17 protein-coding genes are annotated in these 20146 nt (G+C 45.2%); 3 read left to right on the forward strand and 14 right to left on the reverse strand.

Annotated features, from left to right (window positions below; translation table 11 throughout):
- Window positions 1–166 precede the first annotated feature (166 nt).
- Window positions 167–2959, reverse strand: coding sequence for a DNA polymerase I (gene polA, locus OCV11_RS16150; protein ID WP_261894067.1), 2793 nt, complete (start codon window positions 2957–2959; stop codon window positions 167–169).
- A 793-nt stretch (window positions 2960–3752) separates the two neighbouring features.
- Entirely contained in the window at window positions 3753–4796 is a 1044-nt protein-coding gene (hemB, locus tag OCV11_RS16155; RefSeq protein ID WP_261894068.1) for a porphobilinogen synthase, read from the reverse strand.
- 193 nt (window positions 4797–4989) lie between these two features.
- Here hemB and OCV11_RS16160 point away from each other — a divergent pair, with 193 nt between their 5' ends.
- Complete coding sequence (locus tag OCV11_RS16160; RefSeq protein ID WP_261894069.1) at window positions 4990–5751, forward strand: TatD family hydrolase; 762 nt, start codon at window positions 4990–4992, stop codon at window positions 5749–5751.
- A 341-nt stretch (window positions 5752–6092) separates the two neighbouring features.
- On the opposite strand, the gene tatC is transcribed toward OCV11_RS16160, so the two are convergent.
- The 7 genes from tatC to rmuC form a co-directional block, all read right to left on the reverse strand.
- Entirely contained in the window at window positions 6093–6854 is a 762-nt protein-coding gene (tatC, locus tag OCV11_RS16165; RefSeq protein ID WP_261894070.1) for a twin-arginine translocase subunit TatC, read from the reverse strand.
- Between the two features lie 61 nt (window positions 6855–6915).
- Complete coding sequence (gene tatB, locus OCV11_RS16170; protein WP_261894071.1) at window positions 6916–7302, reverse strand: Sec-independent protein translocase protein TatB; 387 nt, start codon at window positions 7300–7302, stop codon at window positions 6916–6918.
- 3 nt (window positions 7303–7305) lie between these two features.
- On the reverse strand, window positions 7306–7554 hold the full coding sequence (tatA, locus tag OCV11_RS16175; RefSeq protein WP_261894072.1) for a Sec-independent protein translocase subunit TatA: 249 nt from the start codon (window positions 7552–7554) through the stop codon (window positions 7306–7308).
- 42 nt (window positions 7555–7596) lie between these two features.
- The gene (gene ubiB / locus OCV11_RS16180; protein WP_261894073.1) at window positions 7597–9231 is read right to left on the reverse strand and encodes a ubiquinone biosynthesis regulatory protein kinase UbiB; all 1635 of its coding nucleotides are present in this window, start codon (window positions 9229–9231) and stop codon (window positions 7597–7599) included.
- Window positions 9228–9833: a ubiquinone biosynthesis accessory factor UbiJ gene (locus tag OCV11_RS16185; protein WP_261894074.1), complete on the reverse strand. Its 606-nt coding sequence runs from the start codon at window positions 9831–9833 to the stop codon at window positions 9228–9230. Before OCV11_RS16185 ends, ubiB begins: the two co-directional genes overlap by 4 nt.
- Window positions 9834–9842: 9 nt before the next feature.
- Window positions 9843–10622, reverse strand: a complete 780-nt coding sequence (gene ubiE, locus OCV11_RS16190) for a bifunctional demethylmenaquinone methyltransferase/2-methoxy-6-polyprenyl-1,4-benzoquinol methylase UbiE (RefSeq protein ID WP_261894075.1) — start codon at window positions 10620–10622, stop codon at window positions 9843–9845.
- A 48-nt stretch (window positions 10623–10670) separates the two neighbouring features.
- Window positions 10671–12200, reverse strand: a complete 1530-nt coding sequence (gene rmuC / locus OCV11_RS16195) for a DNA recombination protein RmuC (RefSeq protein ID WP_261894077.1) — start codon at window positions 12198–12200, stop codon at window positions 10671–10673.
- Between the two features lie 127 nt (window positions 12201–12327).
- Between rmuC and OCV11_RS16200 the strand changes: the two genes are divergently transcribed.
- Complete coding sequence (locus tag OCV11_RS16200; protein WP_261894078.1) at window positions 12328–13233, forward strand: DMT family transporter; 906 nt, start codon at window positions 12328–12330, stop codon at window positions 13231–13233.
- 12 nt (window positions 13234–13245) lie between these two features.
- Here the strand turns inward: OCV11_RS16200 and araC are convergent, their stop codons facing one another.
- From araC to OCV11_RS16225, 5 genes are all read right to left on the reverse strand, one after another.
- Window positions 13246–14085 (reverse strand): arabinose operon transcriptional regulator AraC, encoded by an 840-nt coding sequence (araC, locus tag OCV11_RS16205; RefSeq protein ID WP_261894079.1) that lies wholly within the window; start codon window positions 14083–14085, stop codon window positions 13246–13248.
- A 66-nt stretch (window positions 14086–14151) separates the two neighbouring features.
- Window positions 14152–14667: a hypothetical protein gene (locus tag OCV11_RS16210; protein WP_261894081.1), complete on the reverse strand. Its 516-nt coding sequence runs from the start codon at window positions 14665–14667 to the stop codon at window positions 14152–14154.
- A gap of 72 nt (window positions 14668–14739) precedes the next feature.
- Window positions 14740–16242, reverse strand: a complete 1503-nt coding sequence (gene araA / locus OCV11_RS16215; RefSeq protein ID WP_261894083.1) for an L-arabinose isomerase — start codon at window positions 16240–16242, stop codon at window positions 14740–14742.
- Window positions 16243–16259: 17 nt separating this feature from the next.
- The gene (locus OCV11_RS16220) at window positions 16260–17012 is read right to left on the reverse strand and encodes an L-ribulose-5-phosphate 4-epimerase (protein ID WP_315972738.1); all 753 of its coding nucleotides are present in this window, start codon (window positions 17010–17012) and stop codon (window positions 16260–16262) included.
- The gene (locus OCV11_RS16225; protein WP_261894084.1) at window positions 17005–18708 is read right to left on the reverse strand and encodes a ribulokinase; all 1704 of its coding nucleotides are present in this window, start codon (window positions 18706–18708) and stop codon (window positions 17005–17007) included. The genes OCV11_RS16220 and OCV11_RS16225 overlap by 8 nt, the downstream gene beginning before the upstream one ends.
- Window positions 18709–19072: 364 nt before the next feature.
- On the opposite strand from OCV11_RS16225, the gene OCV11_RS16230 reads away from it, so the two are divergent.
- Window positions 19073–20080, forward strand: coding sequence for an arabinose ABC transporter substrate-binding protein (locus tag OCV11_RS16230; RefSeq protein ID WP_261894086.1), 1008 nt, complete (start codon window positions 19073–19075; stop codon window positions 20078–20080).
- The last annotated feature ends 66 nt before the right edge of the window (window positions 20081–20146 follow it).

Raw genomic sequence — 20146 nt, forward strand, 5'->3', positions numbered from 1 at the left:
TGTACAACATTTGGTCAGAAATGAAAATACTTTTTGTAAGTTTTTTTCATGATAGTTTTGTTAAACAACATGAGTACCTATTTAACGCTTTGTTTTTTAAACGTACAAAAAAGCCAGCGAATGTGCGCTGGCTCATAATATTTAGGGTCTTTGTTTACGATTTAATCTAGTGAGCTTGTTCCCAGTTGTCACCATGGCCAACTTCCGCCACAAGTGGCACGTTGAGATCCGCTGCAGATTCCATCAATTCCTGTACTTTACTTTCAATTTCGGACAAAGCTTCCTCTTTGACTTCGAAAACCAGTTCATCGTGTACTTGCATTAGCAATTTCACACGACCATCACCTTCTTTCTCAATCCACTCATCCACCAAGAGCATCGCCTTTTTAATGATGTCAGCGGCTGTGCCTTGCATTGGAGCGTTGATTGCAGCACGCTCTGCCGCTTTACGACGCATACCATTACGCGATTGGATTTCCGGTAGATGTAGGCGGCGGCCGTAGATGGTTTCAACATACCCTTTTTCCGCGGCGCGGCTGCGGGTGTCTTCCATATACTGCATTACACCTGGGTAACGCTCGAAATAAGTATCCATATAATGCTGAGCTTCACCACGAGGAATACCCAGTTGTTTCGCTAGACCAAACGCACTCATGCCATAAATCAGACCAAAGTTAACCGCTTTAGCGCGACGACGCTGTTCGCTGGTAACATGGTCAATCGTGGTACCCAAGATTTCTGCAGCTGTCGCGGCGTGAATATCTTTACCTTGTTGGAATGCTTCCAATAACGCTTTGTCGCCTGAAAGATGCGCCATAATACGCAACTCAATTTGCGAGTAGTCGACAGCCATGATTTTCCAACCATGTGGAGCCACGAACGCTTGGCGAATACGGCGACCTTCTTCGTTACGAATAGGAATATTCTGTAAGTTAGGATCGGTTGACGATAAACGCCCTGTTGCTGTAACCGCTTGATGATAGGAAGTGTGCACACGTCCAGTCGTTGGGTTAATCATCTTCGGCAGTTTATCGGTGTAAGTCGATTTCAGCTTAGCTAAACCACGATATTCCAAAATCACCGCTGGTAATGGGTAATCTAATGCGAGCTCTTGCAACACTTCTTCATTGGTTGAAGGGGTACCAGAAGGCGTCTTTTTCACTACTGGTAGCTGCATTTTTTCAAACAAAATGGTTTGCAATTGCTTTGGTGAGCTTAAGTTAAACTTCTCACCAGCCACTTCATAAGCTTTAAGTTCTAGCTCGTCTAAGCGTTGCGCCAGCTCTTGTGATTGTGCTCCTAGCAGCATGTCATCGATAAGTACGCCAGTGCGCTCAATTCGCGACAGAACCGGTACCAATGGAACTTCGATCTCACGATACACTTTTTGCAGATCCGGTTCATTTTCCATAAGCGCTTGCAGGTGATGATGTAAACGTAACGTCACATCCGCATCTTCCGCGGCATAAGGCGCTGCTTCATCAAGATCAATTTGATTAAAGGTCACCTGCGATTTGCCTTTACCTGCGATCTGCTCAAACGAAATGCAGCTATGCTGCAAGAAACGTAGTGCCAGGCTATCCATATCATGTTTGCCACCCACGCTGTTGTATACGTAAGAAGCTAACATAGTGTCATGCTTGATACCTTGCATGTGAATGTCATAACGCGCCAACACGCTAGCATCGTACTTCAAGTTTTGCCCAATTTTGCCCTGCTCTGGGTTTTCTAAGAGTGGCTTTAATTGTGCGAGAACCCAATCACGCGACAGTTGTTCTGGAGCGCCAAGATAATCGTGCGCGACAGGAACGTAAGCGGCTTCCCCTTCCTTGATAGCAAAAGAGAGACCGACAAGATTCGCCACCATGTAATCAAGGCTATCGGTTTCAGTATCAAAGGCAAATTCATCTGCGGCTTTTAACTTGTCCAGCCAAACTTGAAAATCCGCTTCAGTTAGTACTGTTTGATATTGGCTACGATCGATTTTGGCTGCCGCAGAAACCGCTGGCGCTGCCTTTTCTGGAGCGTTGTAACGTCCTGCAGCCGATTTATCATCCGCTTCAACGGTACCATCACCACCTTCTAACAACTCAGACAGCCACGATTTAAATGCCATTTTGCCGTACATTTCAATCAGCTCATCTTTCGCTGGAGTCTCTTTTACAAGATTCTCAGGAGTAAACGGCATATCGACGTCCAACTTAATCGTCGCTAGTTTGTAAGACAAATAGGCATTATCTCGGTTTTCTTCCAGCTTATTCGCCATGGTTTTGGAGCCACGGAAACCAAGAGCCGCAATTTTGTCCAAATTCTGATAAAGATCATCCAGACCGCCAATGCCTTGTAAAAGTGCAGTTGCTGTCTTTTCACCCACACCCGGAACACCAGGAATGTTATCGACTTTATCACCCATCAAGGCTAAATAATCGATGATCAACTCAGGTGGGACGCCAAACTTATCAATCACACCTTCACGATCCATCACTACGTTAGTCATGGTATTGATCAGCGTAACGTTCTCGTCGACCAGCTGAGCCATATCTTTATCACCAGTACTGATCAATACCGGTATGCCGGCTTTAGAAGCTTGGCTCGCTAATGTTCCGATCACATCATCCGCTTCCACACCCTCTTCGCAGATCAGTGGCAAACCAAGTGCTCGGATAATTTTATGTAACGGCTCAATCTGACAGCGTAATTCATCAGGCATAGATGGGCGGTTCGCTTTGTATTCTGGATACATATCATCACGAAACGTTTTCCCTTTTGCATCGAAGACAACCGCAATCCGGTCAGATGCAAATTGGCGCATCATACTGCGAACCATGTTTACGACACCGTAAACCGCATTGGTTGGAATCTCACCATTACTCATGGTGCCGGGATAGGCATGAAACGCACGATATAAGTAAGAAGAACCATCGATAAGAATGAGTGGGTTATCAGGAATGCTGGCCATAATCTATTTGCTGTCCAATTGAGATAATCTGTTAGTCGTTAAGGATGCCACGACTGTCGATTCGTTTCTACGTTAGGACATATTAGAGTACGAATATTCCGTTGTTCAATTATTCCACGATCCCGCCATCTCTTGTGGATAACTCTGTTCATATATTTTATCCACCGGTTATCAAACGCCAATAAACAGAGATGTGATAAAAAATAACTATATGAATTATAATAATTTTTTAATTGATCGATCTTTTTATTCCCGATCGATCATCAATTTGCATTTGTGGACAAGATTATGGCGAAACTTTTCTAAGCTCTGGGATCATGATCGGATCTTATTGCAGAAACTTTCAGCAATTCTCTCAAATAAAGAGATGAAAAAGGCACGACGGGATAAATAGGTAGGAAAAATAGGAAGAGCTGAAATAAAAAAAGCGACATCATAAGATGTCGCCTAGCGATACAGGTTGAAGCCAATTTAGAACCAGCCCCACCATAAAGCCTAAATTACACTGGAAGCAATGTGAGCAATGTCGTGTCAAAAAGAACTCTTGCACTTCTTTCTCGCTTACCGCTTAAGACCAATACAGTTCGTAATTGGTAACCGTTTAAGAAAGAGCGTCATTCCCTAAGACATGGTTAATAATAATTATTCTCATTTAATAGTCAATATTTAAATGAGAAAAAATCTCATTTATTTTTTTATCGTGCGACAAAAGAGATCTAGATCTCAATTCAGCAGCCAATAAAAAAGGGTTAACTCAAGTTAACCCTTTCCGAACCATTTACTGCTTATTACTTTATTTTTTACGTAAATACTGTGCTTTTTCAGCATGTTCTTCAGCGAGCCATTCTGCTACATCTTTTGCAAAATAGGTCAAAATCCCATCGGCACCTGCGCGTTTAAAACAAATCAACGATTCCAACACCGTTTCTTTCTCTTTTAACCAACCGTTCATGATGGCCGCTTTGTGCATCGCATACTCACCAGACACTTGGTAAGCAAACGTCGGTACTTGCAACTCAGTTTTCACACGACGAACTACGTCCAAATATGGCATACCTGGTTTCACCATCACCATATCTGCCCCTTCATTGATGTCCATTGCTACTTCATGCAAGGCTTCATCACTGTTAGCCGGATCCATCTGGTAGTTTTTCTTATCTGCCCCTTTTAGGTTGCCTGCCGAACCAACTGCATCACGGAAAGGACCATAGTAGCAAGAAGCGTATTTCGCAGAATAAGCCATGATTTGAGTATAAATATGACCCGCTTCTTCTAGCGCTTCGCGAATTTTACCAATTCGTCCATCCATCATATCGGATGGAGCAACAACATCCGCGCCCGCTGCAGCATGAGACAGCGCTTGTTTGATCAGTACTTCAGTGGTTTCTTCATTAAGTACATAACCCGTCTCATCGATGATGCCATCCTGACCATGAGTCGTGTAAGGGTCAAGAGCAACGTCAGTGATAACCCCCATTTGAGGAACATGTGCTTTAAGCTCACGCACGGCACGTTGTACCAAACCTTCAGGGTTGTAAGCTTCTGCCGCATCCAGTGATTTGCCATCTTGATTCACTACAGGGAACAGCGCCAACGCTGGCACACCTAAGTTTGCCAAATATTGAGCTTCTTCAATGAGTAAATCGATAGAAAGACGTTCAATACCAGGCATAGAATCTACTTTCTCACGGCGACCAGTCCCCATCAGTACAAAGACTGGGTAGATTAAATCGCCTACTGATAATGTGTTTTCAGCGACTAAACGACGACTAAAATCGTGTTTACGAATGCGGCGTAGACGACGACCTGGGAATTGACCTTGAATGGATACGGACACTTTACTCTCCTTATTTTTGGCATCGCCTGTACTTACGAACGCAGGCAATGGTTGAGCTATCTTGGGAAGTGCTGGCGAAATGATATCACTCTCGAATATCAGCGCTAGGTCTAGGGGAAAATAATTCCCTCCATGATTGTCCGGGCTCATTGACGTATACTAGCCACGCCCATAGTAACTTTGAGATGAGACCATGATTGATACTCACGCCCACATTTATGCGACTGAATTTGATGCTGACCGAGATGAGGTCGTCAAGCGCGCTCTAGAGCAAGGAGTAGAACAAATTCTGCTACCGAATATCAATTTGGAATCCATCGAGCCGATGCTCGCAACCGAAGCGGCCTACCCTAACGTCTGTCGTTCGATGATGGGATTACACCCTACCGACGTTAACGCCGATTTTGAAACCACATTAGCCACCATGTACGGCTGGTTTGATCGCCATCCTTTTATTGCCGTGGGTGAAATTGGTATCGATTTATACTGGGACAAAACATTTAAGCACGAACAAGAAATCGCTTTCATTACCCAACTGCGTTGGGCTAAAGAAAAACAGCTGCCAGTGGTCATTCATACTCGTGATTCGATGGAAGAGACCATTACCCTATTGGCCAAAGAGCAAGATGGTACGCTTCAGGGCGTGTTCCACTGTTTTGGTGGATCGGTCGAAGAAGCACAGCGTATCAATGAGCTTGGTTTCCATTTAGGTTTAGGTGGCGTATCAACCTTTAAAAATGGTGGAATGGATAAAGTGATTCCACACCTAGATATGAATTACGTAATTTTGGAGACAGATTGCCCTTACCTGGCACCCGTGCCTCATCGTGGTAAACGCAATGAGCCGGCTTACACCAAATTGGTACTAGAACGAATTGCAGACCTCACCATGTCAAATGTTTGTCAGGTCGACAAAATCACGACGAATAATGCTAAGGAATTGTTTAGGTTATAGTTACAGTTCTATAGATAAATTCCGATAAAAATTACTGTGAACTAGATCATATTATTGACGATATATAACATATACCATTCTCGGTATTATTATCAAAAAAATATATACGTCATGGCTAATCAAACAACTCTAGACAGTGCTCAGCACCGAACCAAGTGTGATCATAAAAATCACCTCCAACGACAACATCGTTCCCTGTGGCAAAAGTTAACAGGTATCAAAGAGGTGTATATCTGCCGCCAATGTGGCGAGAAGGTGATCGTCAAATAGGCTTACCTATTCTCAGTTCTTCTGAGTAAATGACTTAAAAAAGAAGCGACCTATTGGTCGCTTCTTCATTTTTATTCCTGCGTATCCGCATCATCATCTGCTGTTTCAGATCGCTCATAGAATTTCGCGAAGAACATCCCTACTTCAAACAGGATACACATAGGCACCGCAAGTAGGGTCTGAGAAATCATATCGGGTGGCGTTAGCAACATACCTACGACAAACGCGCCAACAATGATGTAAGGGCGTTTTTCTTTAAGGCTCTTAACATCTGTCGCTCCGGTCCAACAAAGCAAGATAATCGCTACGGGTACTTCGAATGCGATACCAAACGCCATAAAGAGCGCCAATACAAAATCAAGATAGCTGGTGATATCGGTCATGTACTCCACACCGCCTAAAGAGATGGCAGTGAAAAACCCAAATACCAGTGGGAATACAACGAAATACGCAAATGACACGCCGATGTAAAACAATACCGAGCTTGAAATAAGCAATGGAAAAATTAAGCGCCGCTCATGCTTATACAGGCCTGGTGCTACGAACGCCCATACTTGATAAAGGATATAGGGTACCGAAAGGAATACCGCTGCGATTAACGTTAATTTAAGCGGTGTGAAGAATGGCGATGCAACATCCGTTGCGATCATGCTCGCGCCATGAGGTAATTTATCGACCAATGGCTTAGAGACAAATTCGTAAATGTTGCTTGAGAAATACACCAAAGCCAAAAAGACAACGATCACCGCAGCAATGCTTCGTAAAATACGATCACGAAGCTCAAGTAGATGAGCAATCAGCGGTTGGCTTTGCTCTTGTTCAGCTGATGACATTAAAACCCCATGGTTAGCGGATCAAAAAGAGTTACCTCCACGGTAACTCTTTATCTAGAAATTAGTCGGCTTTATTGGTCACTTTTTCAGAGGTAGAAGATTGGGATTGCACTTTAATCTCCTCTGATTGAGATGACTTTTCCGGCTGTGCTTCTGTTGCAAAAGGGTGCTGTACTTCTTGAGCGACTTTTTTCAGCTCATCAACACTCTTTTGTACGTCGGGAGAAAGATCTTTCATCCCCATTTTTTCAGCTTTACGTAGGTTCTCTTGTAACTCTTGAATCTTTAACTCTTGAGACAATTCATCCTTAACGTTATTCGCCATACTCTTCGCTGCCGCAATAAATTTTGCGACAGAGCGAATGGCATGAGGTAAACGTTCAGGACCGAGAACAACCAGAGCAACAACGGAGATTAATACCAGTTCCCAAAAACCGATATCAAACACGATTTAGGCCTGCTCTTTGTCTTTTTTAACGTCAGCAGTCGTCTTTTGCGCACTGTTCTGCTGTTCAATGTTTTTGGTTTCAAAATCAGCGTCTTTATTCGCAGCAGAGTTTTCTTCATCTGCCATTGCCTTTTTGAAGCCCTTTACTGCACTACCTAAATCAGTGCCAATTCCACGTAGTTTCTTTGTACCAAAGAGCAAAACGACGATGACAGCAATAATAAGAAGTTGCCAAATACTGATTCCACCCATTTTCAATACCTCGGGTTATTAATGAACTGGTTAACATCGAGTTTAGCGGCGATAAGTGCGCCAGCTTAACAACCAAAATAGGACACCGGCAATACCGCTGCCAAGTGAGACCTGCTCTAAATGACTGGTGAACAATATCGCTGAACAGACGACTAATGTGGCACCAATGCCAAATAAAAACTTACCTGTGGCATGCTGCCGTTTACTGTCACGATACCCTTGATAAAGCTGATCCATTCTCTGGTTCAAGACCTTACCTTGCTTGAGGCTATCATAAAGTAACTCTGGTAGCTCAGGTAATTTTTCCACCCAATACGGAGCCCGCTCTTTAAACGCATGCCAAACCGCGTGCGGTCCAATTTGCTGCTTCATCCACTGTTCAAGGAATGGCTTAGCCGTATCCCACAAATCAAGTTGTGGGTATAACTGACGTCCCAAGCCTTCCACATAGAGCAACGTTTTCTGCAGCAAGACCAACTGCGGCTGCACTTCCATATTGAAGCGACGCGCCGTATTAAATAAGTTTAGCAACACATGCCCAAACGAGATTTCACATAATGGCTTGGCGAAAATCGGTTCACACACAATACGAATCGCGACTTCAAACTCATCGACGTTGGTATCGTAAGGAACCCAGCCAGAATCCACATGCAATTGCGCCACTTTGCGGTAATCACGATTGAAAAACGCCAGGAAGTTTTCTGCTAAATAGCGCTTATCTTCGTTATTGAGTGTGCCCACGATTCCGCAGTCTAAACCAATCCATTGAGGGTTCTCGGGATGGGTTGGATTAACAAAAACGTTCCCCGGATGCATGTCTGCATGGAAGAAACTATCACGAAATACTTGCGTAAAAAAGACACTTACACCGCGCTCTGCAAGGAGCTTCATATCTGTACCATTAGCTACAAGTGCTTCGATATCAGATACTTGAATACCATAGATACGTTCCGATACCATTAAGCTTTCATTACTGAAATCTGACAGTACTTGTGGAACATAGAGTTCTTCGCTGTTTTCGAAATTTCGGCGTAGCTGAATAGCATTAGCGGCCTCTCGGCGCAGGTCCAATTCACCAATTAATGTTTTTTCGTATTCGCGTACTACTTCAACTGGTTTTAAACGACGAGCTTCAGGCACAGACTTAGCCACAATGCGCGCTAAGCGATACATGAGCTTCAAATCCGCATCAATGACAGGGCGAATATCAGGACGAATCACTTTCAGTACCACTTCTTGCTGCGTCTCTTTTACGCGCGCAGTGTGTACTTGGGCAATCGAAGCAGAAGCGAGCGGCTTAATATCGAAATCATCAAACCAGTTTTCGACAGGACCACCGAGTTCTTCTTCAATTCTTTGTTTCGCTAGTTGTCCATCAAACGGCGACACTTTATCTTGCAATAAAGCGAGCTGATCTGCGATATGAGGAGGAAAGAGATCACGACGAGTTGACATCATCTGACCGAACTTGATCCACACCGGACCAAGCTCTTGTAGAGCCAGTCTCAGACGTTCACCAAGCGGTTTCTCTGGGTACTTATTACGAATCCAAAACAGAGTTTTACGCGCCAATAATGGCGCTTTGGTCAATTGATGATGAGGAAGCAGTTCATCAATACCGTATTCGAGTTGCACTTTAATGATGCGGTAAAGACGTTTGATTTCCGAAGGGGTCATACTCTTTCCAATAGTTTCTGTAGCTGTGCATCCAATCGAGCAGCTTGGCTTTTTACTTCATCCACTTGATCGCAAAAATCCGCGATTTCCAAGGGAGCTGGAGCGATTCGCCACTCTTCAGTCAGCACTTGTCCAAAGTGACTTTGATGACGTGACCAACGTTCATGGAGAAAGCCCGTCACCTCTTTAACACCTTGTACAACGGTATGCGCAACTACATCACCAGTCACGCGAGACAGCCATTCTTCCACATTGGGCTTACTGTCTGTCATTAACTGAGCGAATTTTTGAGCCAGTTGGATATCTCCTTCCAGCACTAACTTATCCTGTTTAATCAAACGAGTAATATTCGATTGTTCACGCAGCTCAGATAATACCGCTAAGTGCAATGAAAGATAACAATCCGGCTGACCTTCATAATGAGCCAACACATCCACCTGCTGACTAAAGACAAAGGTTAATGTTTTATTGAGCTCTTTAAGATGCAACTGGATGACTCGTCCTTTTAAACGAGCCAAACGACGCACTAAATCAGGATTATCTTGAATCAGCGTATTTAAAGTTGTCTCGATGACCGCAGTCACCAGAGGTTCAAACGGCATAATACGACCTTAGAATTTATAACCACGGTGAAGCGCAACAATGCCACCGGTCAGGTTGAAATATTGAGCCTGTTCAAAACCAGCCTCTTCCATCATCCCTTTCAGTGTTTCTTGGTCTGGGTGCATACGAATCGATTCTGCTAAGTAGCGGTAACTTTCGGCGTCGCCAGCAATCAATTGGCCCATACGAGGCAAGATATGGAAAGAGTAGGAATCGTAAATTTTTGACAGTGGCTCAATGATCGGTTTTGAAAACTCCAGAATCAACAAACGGCCACCTGGCTTAAGCACGCGAAACATTGAGCGAATCGCTTTGTCTTTGTCGGTTACGTTACGCAGACAGAAACTGATAGTAATACAGTCGAAGTAGTTATCAGGGAATGGCAACTCTTCCGCGTTTGCTTGCACGTAATGCACATTACCCACAATGCCATGATCGCGCAGTTTATCGCGGCCCACATTCAGCATAGAGTTGTTGATATCAGCCAAAACGACATGACCTTCTTCTCCCACAATGCGAGAGAACTTAGCCGTTAAGTCACCAGTACCGCCACCAAGATCGAGGATACGTTGACCAGGGCGCGCACCAGCACAGTCAATAGTGAAACGCTTCCATAAGCGGTGAATACCACCTGACATCAAGTCATTCATAATGTCGTATTTTGTGGCTACTGAGGTGAAAACCTGAGCGACTTTGCCTGCTTTTTCTGATTTTTTAACGGTCTTAAAACCAAAGTGTGTGGTTTCTTGAGCTTCTTCTGTATTCGATTGTACGCTGATATCCGTCATTCTCTATCCTCTTAGGCCACGCCTAACTACCAAACTGCGACTGGGGGATTAGTTTACTTTATCCGCCGCCTCATGTCTTTCCGGCAACGAATTTTCCTCATGAAGTCCTTGTTGAGCTCGTTCAATTAACTCATGACTGATCGAACGTTTAATCTCAACCCCCAGCTGTTTAAAACTTTCTGCCTGACGAATCGCATTACCACGCCCCGTCACTAATTTATTCATGGCACCCTGATAGCTCTGGTTCGCTTTATCCAGCGATGAGCCCAAAGTGTCCATATCTTCTACGAACAAACGCAGCTTATCGTACAACTTACTTGCGCGATCAGCGATAATTTGTGCATTTTGATTTTGCCTATCATTGCGCCATAAGTTATCTATGGTGCGCAGCGCTACCAATAAGGTCGTTGGACTCACGATAATGATGTTTTGCTCCATCGCATCGCGAATCAAACTAGGATCAGCCTGTATCGCAACTTGGAACGCCGGTTCTACCGGAACAAACATCAACACATAATCCAAGGATTGAATCCCTTTCAGTTGTTGATAATCCTTTTGTCCCAGGCCTTTGATATGGTTACGTAACGCTAATAAATGGTCGCGCAGAGCCAGTTCTCGATCGTGGTCATTCTCAGCATGGAAATAACGCTCATATGCAATCAGCGCCATTTTTGAGTCAATCACTACTTGCTTGTCGTTAGGCAAGTAGACAATCACATCCGGCTGATAGCGTTTACCGGCCTCATTTTGCAAGCTCACTTGAGTTTGATACTCGTGCCCTTCACGCAGTCCCGATTCGGCCAGAACTCGAGCCAATACTACCTCACCCCAGTTACCTTGCTGCTTGTTGTCACCTTTCAAAGCTTGAGTCAGGTTAAGCGCTTCCTGGGCCATCTGCTCATTCAGACGCTGTAGATTTTTCAGTTCATGAACCAGCGTATGACGCTCTTTCGCTTCTGAGTTAAAGCTGTCGTTCACTTGCTTTTTAAATCCTTCCAGCTGTTCGCGGAGCGGGTTCAAAATCGCCGATAGGCTTTGCTGGTTTTGCTGATCCACTTTTGCAGTTTTGGCTTCAAAAAGCTGATTGGCCAAATGCTCAAATTGCTGTTTTAGACGCTCTTCTGCACGTTCCAACAACGCCAGCTTTTCTTGACTCGATTCTTGTTGCTGCTGATGACGAGCCTCTTGCTCATGCAATTGCACTTCAAGCTGAGCTTTTTGTTCACGCACGCGGTTAAGTTCATCGGCGTATTGCTGACGCTCTTGCTTCACTGCTTCGAAGTAGCGCAATTTTTCCAAAGCCGCCATCACCTTACCATGGGATTGCTTAAGCTCATATTCGGCTTTGTCTCTTAATCCATCTAATTGTTCTAACTCATCCTGAGTCGAAGCCAGCGAGGCTTTGAGCTGCTCAATTTGCTGCTCATGCCACTGATTTTGATAACTTAATTGTTGCTCTAAAAGCTGCGACTTGGTCTGCAGTTTTTGCTTGACCCACCACCCGGCAGCGCCACCCGCAATCACTGCGCTTGATAAGCCTGTGAACAAGATGCCTTGATTCTCGATTATCCATTGCATAGCTAGCGCGTACTCAGTTGTATTGTTTACTGAAAATGGTATTTCGATACTGGATAAATGTCCAGTTTGTCGCACGATTATTCACCCGTTAGACTAGGCTTTCCCTCCATTTTTGGATTATCACTCAATGAACGAACGCCGTGCGTTAGGCTTAGGACTGTCTGCTGTATTGCTTTGGTCAACGGTTGCAACTGCCTTTAAACTGACATTATCTCAATTCACGCCGATCCAGATGCTGACCATGGCCAGTATTGTCTCGGCAGTCGTACTGCTCATTCTCTGTGTGGTGATGGGGAAATGGCGCAATATTGGTAATACCTTTCTCTCTAATCCGGGATACTACTTGCTACTTGGGTTGATTAACCCGTTGGCGTATTACCTCATTTTGTTCAAAGCCTACTCTTTGCTTCCCGCGTCTCAGGCGCAAGCGATTAACTACAGCTGGGCGATTACCTTAACCTTGATGGCTGCGGTATTCTTGGGGCAGAAGATTCGCAAGCAAGACTGGATTGCCTGTGTGTTGAGTTACTTCGGCGTGGTGGTGATCGCCACCCAAGGCAACTTGCTTAATCTCCATTTTGAAAGTCCGACAGGGGTTATTTTGGCGCTGGTATCGACTTTGCTCTGGGCTGGCTATTGGATTCTCAATACCAAAAACAAAGCCGATCCGATCATCAGCGTGTTACTTGGCTTCTTAGTTGCGATTCCCTTCGCGATTGGGTTGTGCTTTTACGAAGGTTCGGACTGGCAGCACATCACTTGGTCTGGTTGGGCAGCCGTGACCTATGTGGGCTTATTTGAGATGGGGATTACCTTTGTGCTGTGGCTCAGCGCATTGAAAAACACCAATAATACGGCGCGCATCAGTAACTTGATTTTTGCTTCACCGTTTATTTCATTGATTTTGCTTTCCACCATTATTGGCGAGCAAATTCATCCTTCGACTTTAATCGGTCTACTGCTGATTATTAGCGGCTTGGTCGTACAACAGATCAAAACTCGTAAATCCGATAAAACGGTGACACAAAACTAGCGGTTATCGTGGCTAGGTAATTTGCTCACGATACAACTTAGGACTCACGCCCGCTTTACGCTTAAACACGCGAGAGAAGTAAAGCGGGTCTGAGTAACCCACTATCCTACCTATATGATTAACCGAATAGTGAGTAGTTACTAACAACTGCTTTGCTCGGCTGATTCGCTGATCATCTCGCCATTGAGTAATGGTCATTTTCATCTCATCACGGAACAAATGCCCCAAGCGAGACGGAGATAGACAGGCATGATCCGCCACATCTTCCAGAGTGAAATCTTGATTGAGATTTTGCGTCATATAGTTCATCGCTTCGATCACCCGAGGGTCGAGCGGCTTAGTGACGATATCGGGTTGCACGGTTTTACACCGAATGAGCAACTGCTCCAGTAGGTTAATCGCCAAATCATTACGATATGGCAAATCCGACTTTGCAGTATATTCAATATCAATAAAAAGCTCTTCTAGAGGTTGAGTGACCGATGGAGGCAAATCACGCGTCACATACACTCCACGCACTTCTGTCTGCCAAGTTAACCAGTCATTCCAAAATGCCCGCGGGCGAAAATAAACCCAACGATGGAACCATGACGCACAGTCTGGGCTACGTTGATAGAAGTGGGCAGCACTCGGCGGGAAAAGCAGCAAATCCCCTGCTTTGACATGAAAAGCCTGATCACCAGAAAATATGGTTCCCTCACCCTTACTGGTGATATTGATGATGTACCCTTTCATCCCGTTAGGACGATCGATAGTGAAATCGAGTTCGTCCCCTTCGATGATGGGGGTTAAACCAGCGACAAGGTGCGCATCAAAGTTATACCCGGGTTTCAAAGGATCAGAATTCTGCATACTCAAGGCTTCATGAATGTTTCGCAACATTATATTTTAGACATCAATTAATTACGATTTTATAGCTCACATTTTGTCTAACACAATCCACTGAGTAGCAGAAAATGCTTCGCGAAATTGGTCCGTTACAGCAGGTTGAATCAAGCTATGACTGGGTAATCCGTGACGGCGACGATGCCAATGATGAGTTAAATCAGGAACAGTTCGAGTTTGCGGAGGTTCGGTTGCTGCCATTGTTTCAATGACATGATGGATGTCCAACCGAGTGGGAATGCTATTGCGCGCTAGGTATTCGACTACCAGCGCATCATCATGAAAATAGTAATTCATGTTGATCGACAACTTATCAACATGGCTCATCTGACACCACTGCTCTAAGCGATCGGATCGATGGCGAAACTTCCACTGAACATCTTGAAAAGGCAAAGGTACGCCATTGTTTTCAATGACTAATTGGCCTTCGAAAACCAGCTCATCACCATATTGAATCCGAAACCGACCCGGCTCTTGCCGATTAACAAGCAGTTGCCACTGTTGATTTTTCACTATGTAGCAGCGATCAGGAGGAGAAGTTTCACTCACCAATGTGTTACCTCAGAAACGTGATGACCTAAAATTGCTCCCTTTCCCTTTGGGAAAGGGAGCAAGAGACCATTAGATACCAGAAGCTAAACGGTAGTACAGGCTGTTAGCACGCAATTCATTTTTGAAGCGGCGAATTTCAGTCTGTTGATCAATAACGACCATTTCCATTCCAAGGATATCTGCATAATCACCCAGCGTATCCAAAGAGAGCGCTTGTGTATAAACCGTGTGGTGCGCACCACCAGCATGAATCCAAGCAGCAGCTGCGGTTTGCAAATTAGGTTCTGGTTCCCACAACGCGTGAGCCACTGGCAATTTTGGTAGATCGGCAGGTGGTTCAACGGCGTTGACTTTGCTCACTATCATACGGAATCTGTTGCCTAAATCGACGACAGAGACCGCATTTGCAGGACCTGTTTGGCCAGAGAACAGTAAACGAGGCACTTCACAGCGAACACCGATGGTGTGAGTATGAATTTCCAAACGTGGTTTCGCAGCTGCAATTGAAGGACAAACTTCCAACATATGCGCACCCAAGATTTGGTCACGAGCACCGAAATGGTAGGTGTAATCTTCCATGAAAGAAGTACCACCAGGTAGACCTTTCGCCATGGTTTTCATAATGTGAGTCATGGCTGAGGTTTTCCAGTCACCTTCACCGCCGTAACCGTAACCTTTAGACATCAAACGCTGAGTCGCTAAACCTGGTAGGCTGTCGATACCGGTTAAGTTTTCAAAGGTATTAGTAAAGGCTTTTGCACCTACCGCAGTCAAAAAGCTTTCCATACCTGCTTCTAGACGCGCTTCTTTTTGCATGATTTTGAGCAGATCGCTGTCGTGCAACAATTTAGGATCCATGACGTAAGTGGAAGCATACTCATCCAATAGACGGGACACATCGGCATCAGAAACGGCATTAACGGCTTCAGTCAGTTCGCCTAGACCGTAAGCATTCACTTCATAACCAAACTGAATCTGCGCAGAAACCTTGTTACCTTCCGTTACCGCTACTTGGCGCATGTTGTCACCAAAGCGTGCCACTTTCAGATCATGACCAGCTTGAATACCAACAGCTGCACGACACCATTGGTCAATTTCGCTATGAACTTGTGGATTTTGCCAGTGACCTACCACCACTTTACGATCCAAACCTAAACGAGTACCGATGAAGCCGAATTCACGGTCACCGTGCGCACTTTGGTTAAGGTTCATAAAGTCCATGTCGATGCTGTCCCAAGGCAGTTCAGCATTGAATTGGGTATGTAGGTGTAAGAAAGGTTTGTTGAGTTGAGACAAACCTGCAATCCACATTTTGGCTGGAGAGAAAGTGTGCATCCACAAAATCAAACCCAAACAGTCTGGGTCATTATTTGCAGCGCGGCATACACCGAGAATTTCGTCAGGGGTTTTTACGATGCCTTTTTCAACGATCGGCACAGAAATGGTTTCAGAGCTGTTCAAGCCATTCACAATCGCAGCACTATCTTGGCCTACCTGGCGAATCACTTCTGGTCCATAAAGGTGTTGAGAGCCAGTAACAAACCAGACTTGTTTATCATTAAATACTTTCATAACTTTCCCTTCACTTCTTATTTCTTATTGGATGAGGACTGTCCGTAATAGGCATTGGCACCGTGTTTACGCAGGTAATGCTTATCGAGCAGGGCTTGATTGATGTGATCAACTTGGGCATTGATTTGCAGGGTCTGGAGCGCCATGTCTGCCACGACTTCCATCACGACCGCATTGTGTACTGCCTGCGCGGCATCTTTACCCCAGCTAAAAGGTCCATGTTCTTTCACTATGATTCCGGGAATCGCTACAGGGTCATTGTCACCAATGGTTTCCACGATCACTTTCCCGGTGTTGTATTCGTAGTTGTTTTGAATTTCTTGGTCGCTTAGAGCGCGAGTACAAGGGATATTTCCGTAAAAATAATCCGCATGAGTCGTGCCCAGCGCAGGAATAGGTTTTCCTGCCTGCGCCCATGAAGTGGCATGATTAGAGTGCGTATGCACCACGCCACCAATTTCAGGATAAGCGCGATACAAGACTAAGTGAGTGGCAGTATCCGATGATGGGTTTAAATTACCTTCCACCACATTGCCTTCCAAATCAACAACCACCATGTTTTCGGCAGATAACTCGCTGTAAGCAACGCCACTAGGTTTAATCACCACCAACCCTGACTCTCTATCGATCGCTGAGACGTTACCCCAGGTAAAAGTCACGAGATGGTGACGTTCAAGATCCATATTGGCTTGCCACACTTTATGGCGAAGCTGGCGGATGCGCTCAAACTGAGCGCTACGGGGATTATTTAGCACTGCATGTTCAGCCATGATGACGCTCCTTGGATAGATGAAACTCTTCAATCTGTTCGATGTGATGACCCAACTCTCGATAGGCAGAGTAACGTTGTGTTCTACGTGGTTGTGTCGCCAAATTCGGTTGGTAAATTTGGCAAATAGGGCTGGCCATCACTTGCTGTGCGGTTTGACTATCGGCATGCACGCCAGCAGCTACAGCGGCAAAAATGGCAGCACCCAAAGCGCAGCATTGTTCAGAACGAACAATCGCAATATCTCGACCAATAACGTCGGCACACATCTGCATCACGAATGGGGATTTTTGTGAAATACCGCCAATTGCAATCACACGTTCAACCGCCATACCTTGGTCAACAAAGCAATCCACAATCGCTTTTGCACCATGAGCCGTTGATTCCACTAGCGCAGAAAACAGAGCAGGTGCACTTGAACCTAAGTTAAGTTCAGTGATGGCACCTTTGAGACGTTGGTTAGCGTAAGGTGTACGGCGACCGTTATGCCAATCCATCGCAAGAGGAGATGTGGCGTGCACATCGTATTGTTGTGCGGCCTCAGAAAGCATAGGAATCAACTGATTTTCCAAGTCTTTCAAAGCTTGTGCATGCTGAGGGTTGTTCTCGCCTAATTGCTGCATAGGCCACAACAACACGTTTTTAAACCAAGCGTAAATATCACCGAAAGCCGATTGACCTGCTTCCAGAGCGGTGAGATTAGGTAACGCACTGCCCTTAACCTGCCCGCAAATACCATGAATGGTTTTATCACCCACTTGGTCGTGTTCCACCATCAAAATATCGCAGGTGGAAGTACCAATCACTTTCACCAAATCGTGAGCGCCTGCGCCTGCGCCAACAGCGCCCATATGGCAGTCAAATTCACCAATAGCGACGGCGATGCCTTCTGGTAAACCAAAGCGCTGTGCCCATTCTGCGGATAAGCGCCCAGCTTCTTGGTCTGCGGTATAGACTCGGTCAAACATACGTTCGCGCATGCCACTTAAGGTTGGCGAAATCGCTGTTAGAAATTGTTCATCCGGTAAGCCGCCCCAGCTGTCATGCCACATCGCCTTATGACCAGCCGCGCAGATACCACGACGGAAATGATCAGGATGCTGGTTGCCACTGATCAGTGCTGGAATCCAGTCACACAATTCAACCCAGCTATAAGCCTGTTTGGCTACATCACTGTCTTGTTCACTTACCCAAGCAGCCTTAGCCCAAAACCATTCCGAAGAATAAATACCGCCGATGTAGCGAGTGTAATCAGGGAACTCACCACCATGAGCCAATTCATTAATTCGCTCAGCTTTTTCCACAGAGGTATGGTCCTTCCACAACACAAACATCGCATTAGGGTTATGTTCAAATTCTGGAAGAAGCGCCAGTACATTCCCCTCTTTGTCTATTGGCGCAGGAGTAGAGCCTGTGGTATCGACGCCGATCCCCACAACGGACTGAGCAATGTCAGCTGGAACTTGTGCGAGCGCCTCTTGGACCGCACTGGTCATTGCCTCAATGTAATCTTTCGGGTGATGGCGAAATTGTGAATATTCAGGATTGCTATATAAGCCTTTCATCCAGCGAGGGTAATAGGTCACACCGGATGATACTTCGTCTCCGTTTGTCGCATTAACAAGCAGGGCACGTACAGAATCTGAACCAAAATCAAGACCGATAACGTGAGCTTGATGTGAAGTGAACTTGTCCATGACAGCTCCATCTATGGTTGGAATTGCTATTTGTTATAACCGTGCGATGACGGATCAACCATGAATCAAGCTGCTACAAGTATGGATAAAAACGCCACAACGTAAATTCCGTGCGTTAGGTTAAAAAATTAGCCCTCTGTAGCATATTGAGCCATATCACAAAAAATTTCGGTTAAATTCTCCAAACATGTTCCATTCGTGCACGAACCGGTATGGATTGAGATCCATGTCATAGTCATGTGAGCTAAATGAATGGACAAATCCGCTACTTTTCTTTGCTGTGATTTTTATCACTTCCGCCGTGCCACAACAGTGCAAATAATAACCAGCGAAAACCCTACAAACATCAGCGGATGAAATAACAATGAAACTAAAAACCCTACTCACAGTTGCAGCATTGTCAGGATTGACTCTGCTCAGCGCCTCTGCCAGTGCCTTTTCCCTATTTGGTTCTGACGATGACACCCTCAAACTCGGCTACTTGGTCAAACAACCTGAAGAACCTTGGTTCCAAACGGAATGGTCATTTGCCGAAAAAGCCGGTAAAGACAAAGGATTTGAAGTCATCAAGATGGCGGTTCCCGATGGCGAAAAAACCCTAAATGCTATCGACACTCTTGCAGCAAGCGGAGCGAAAGGCTTTGTTATCTGCACCCCAGACCCAAAATTGGGACCTGCGATTATGGCGAAAGCAAAAAGCTATGATCTCAAAGTGATTACGGTCGATGACCAATTCCTTAATGCCCAAGGTCAACCGATGACCAATGTGCCGCTAGTCATGATGGCAGCAAGTCAGATTGGTTATCGCCAAGGACAAGAACTGATTAAAGAAATGCAACACCGTGGTTGGGATCAAGCCACTACAGGTGTGATGGCGATTACAGCCGATGAATTGGACACAGCTCGTCGTCGTGTTGATGGCGCAATTAAAGCTATTGAAGAGTCTGGCTTCCCAGTGGCTCAAGTGCATCGAGTTCCTACCAAAACCAACGACATTCCTGGAGCATTGGATGCGGCAAACTCCCTTCTAGTTCAATACCCAACCGTTAAACAATGGTTAGTCGTTGGCATGAATGACAACACTGTTTTAGGTGGTGTACGCGCAACTGAAGGCCAAGGCTTCACTGCTAAAAACGTCATTGGTATCGGTATTAATGGCGTAGATGCCGTGAATGAATTGGCAAAATCAAAAGCAACTGGCTTCTACGGCTCACTGCTTCCTAGCCCAGACGTACACGGATATAAAAGTATCGAATCTCTCTATGAGTGGGTCAAAGACGGCGTTCAACCGAAGAAATTCGTTGAAGTGACTGACGTGGTACTGATCACTCGCGATAACTACAAAGCGGAATTGGCGAAAAAAGGTCTGTAAGCAAAAGGGACACAGGTGACCAAAAGCTTGTGTCCCCTCCGATTAAGCAAAGTGAGCACAAGGAGA

Origin of the sequence: Vibrio porteresiae DSM 19223 (genome assembly GCF_024347055.1) — a bacterium.
In the GTDB taxonomy this organism is placed as follows: Bacteria; Pseudomonadota; Gammaproteobacteria; order Enterobacterales; family Vibrionaceae; genus Vibrio; species Vibrio porteresiae.

Coding starts and splice junctions, on each gene's coding strand:
- polA (WP_261894067.1), bottom strand. CDS start 2,959: ATGGCCAGCATTCCTGATAACCCACTCATTCTTATCGATGGTTCTTCT.
- OCV11_RS16160 (WP_261894069.1), top strand. CDS start 4,990: ATGATTGATACTCACGCCCACATTTATGCGACTGAATTTGATGCTGAC.
- tatC (WP_261894070.1), bottom strand. CDS start 6,854: ATGTCATCAGCTGAACAAGAGCAAAGCCAACCGCTGATTGCTCATCTA.
- tatA (WP_261894072.1), bottom strand. CDS start 7,554: ATGGGTGGAATCAGTATTTGGCAACTTCTTATTATTGCTGTCATCGTC.
- ubiB (WP_261894073.1), bottom strand. CDS start 9,231: ATGACCCCTTCGGAAATCAAACGTCTTTACCGCATCATTAAAGTGCAA.
- OCV11_RS16185 (WP_261894074.1), bottom strand. CDS start 9,833: ATGCCGTTTGAACCTCTGGTGACTGCGGTCATCGAGACAACTTTAAAT.
- ubiE (WP_261894075.1), bottom strand. CDS start 10,622: ATGACGGATATCAGCGTACAATCGAATACAGAAGAAGCTCAAGAAACC.
- rmuC (WP_261894077.1), bottom strand. CDS start 12,200: ATGCAATGGATAATCGAGAATCAAGGCATCTTGTTCACAGGCTTATCA.
- OCV11_RS16200 (WP_261894078.1), top strand. CDS start 12,328: ATGAACGAACGCCGTGCGTTAGGCTTAGGACTGTCTGCTGTATTGCTT.
- araC (WP_261894079.1), bottom strand. CDS start 14,085: ATGCAGAATTCTGATCCTTTGAAACCCGGGTATAACTTTGATGCGCAC.
- araA (WP_261894083.1), bottom strand. CDS start 16,242: ATGAAAGTATTTAATGATAAACAAGTCTGGTTTGTTACTGGCTCTCAA.
- OCV11_RS16220 (WP_315972738.1), bottom strand. CDS start 17,012: ATGGCTGAACATGCAGTGCTAAATAATCCCCGTAGCGCTCAGTTTGAG.
- OCV11_RS16225 (WP_261894084.1), bottom strand. CDS start 18,708: ATGGACAAGTTCACTTCACATCAAGCTCACGTTATCGGTCTTGATTTT.
- OCV11_RS16230 (WP_261894086.1), top strand. CDS start 19,073: ATGAAACTAAAAACCCTACTCACAGTTGCAGCATTGTCAGGATTGACT.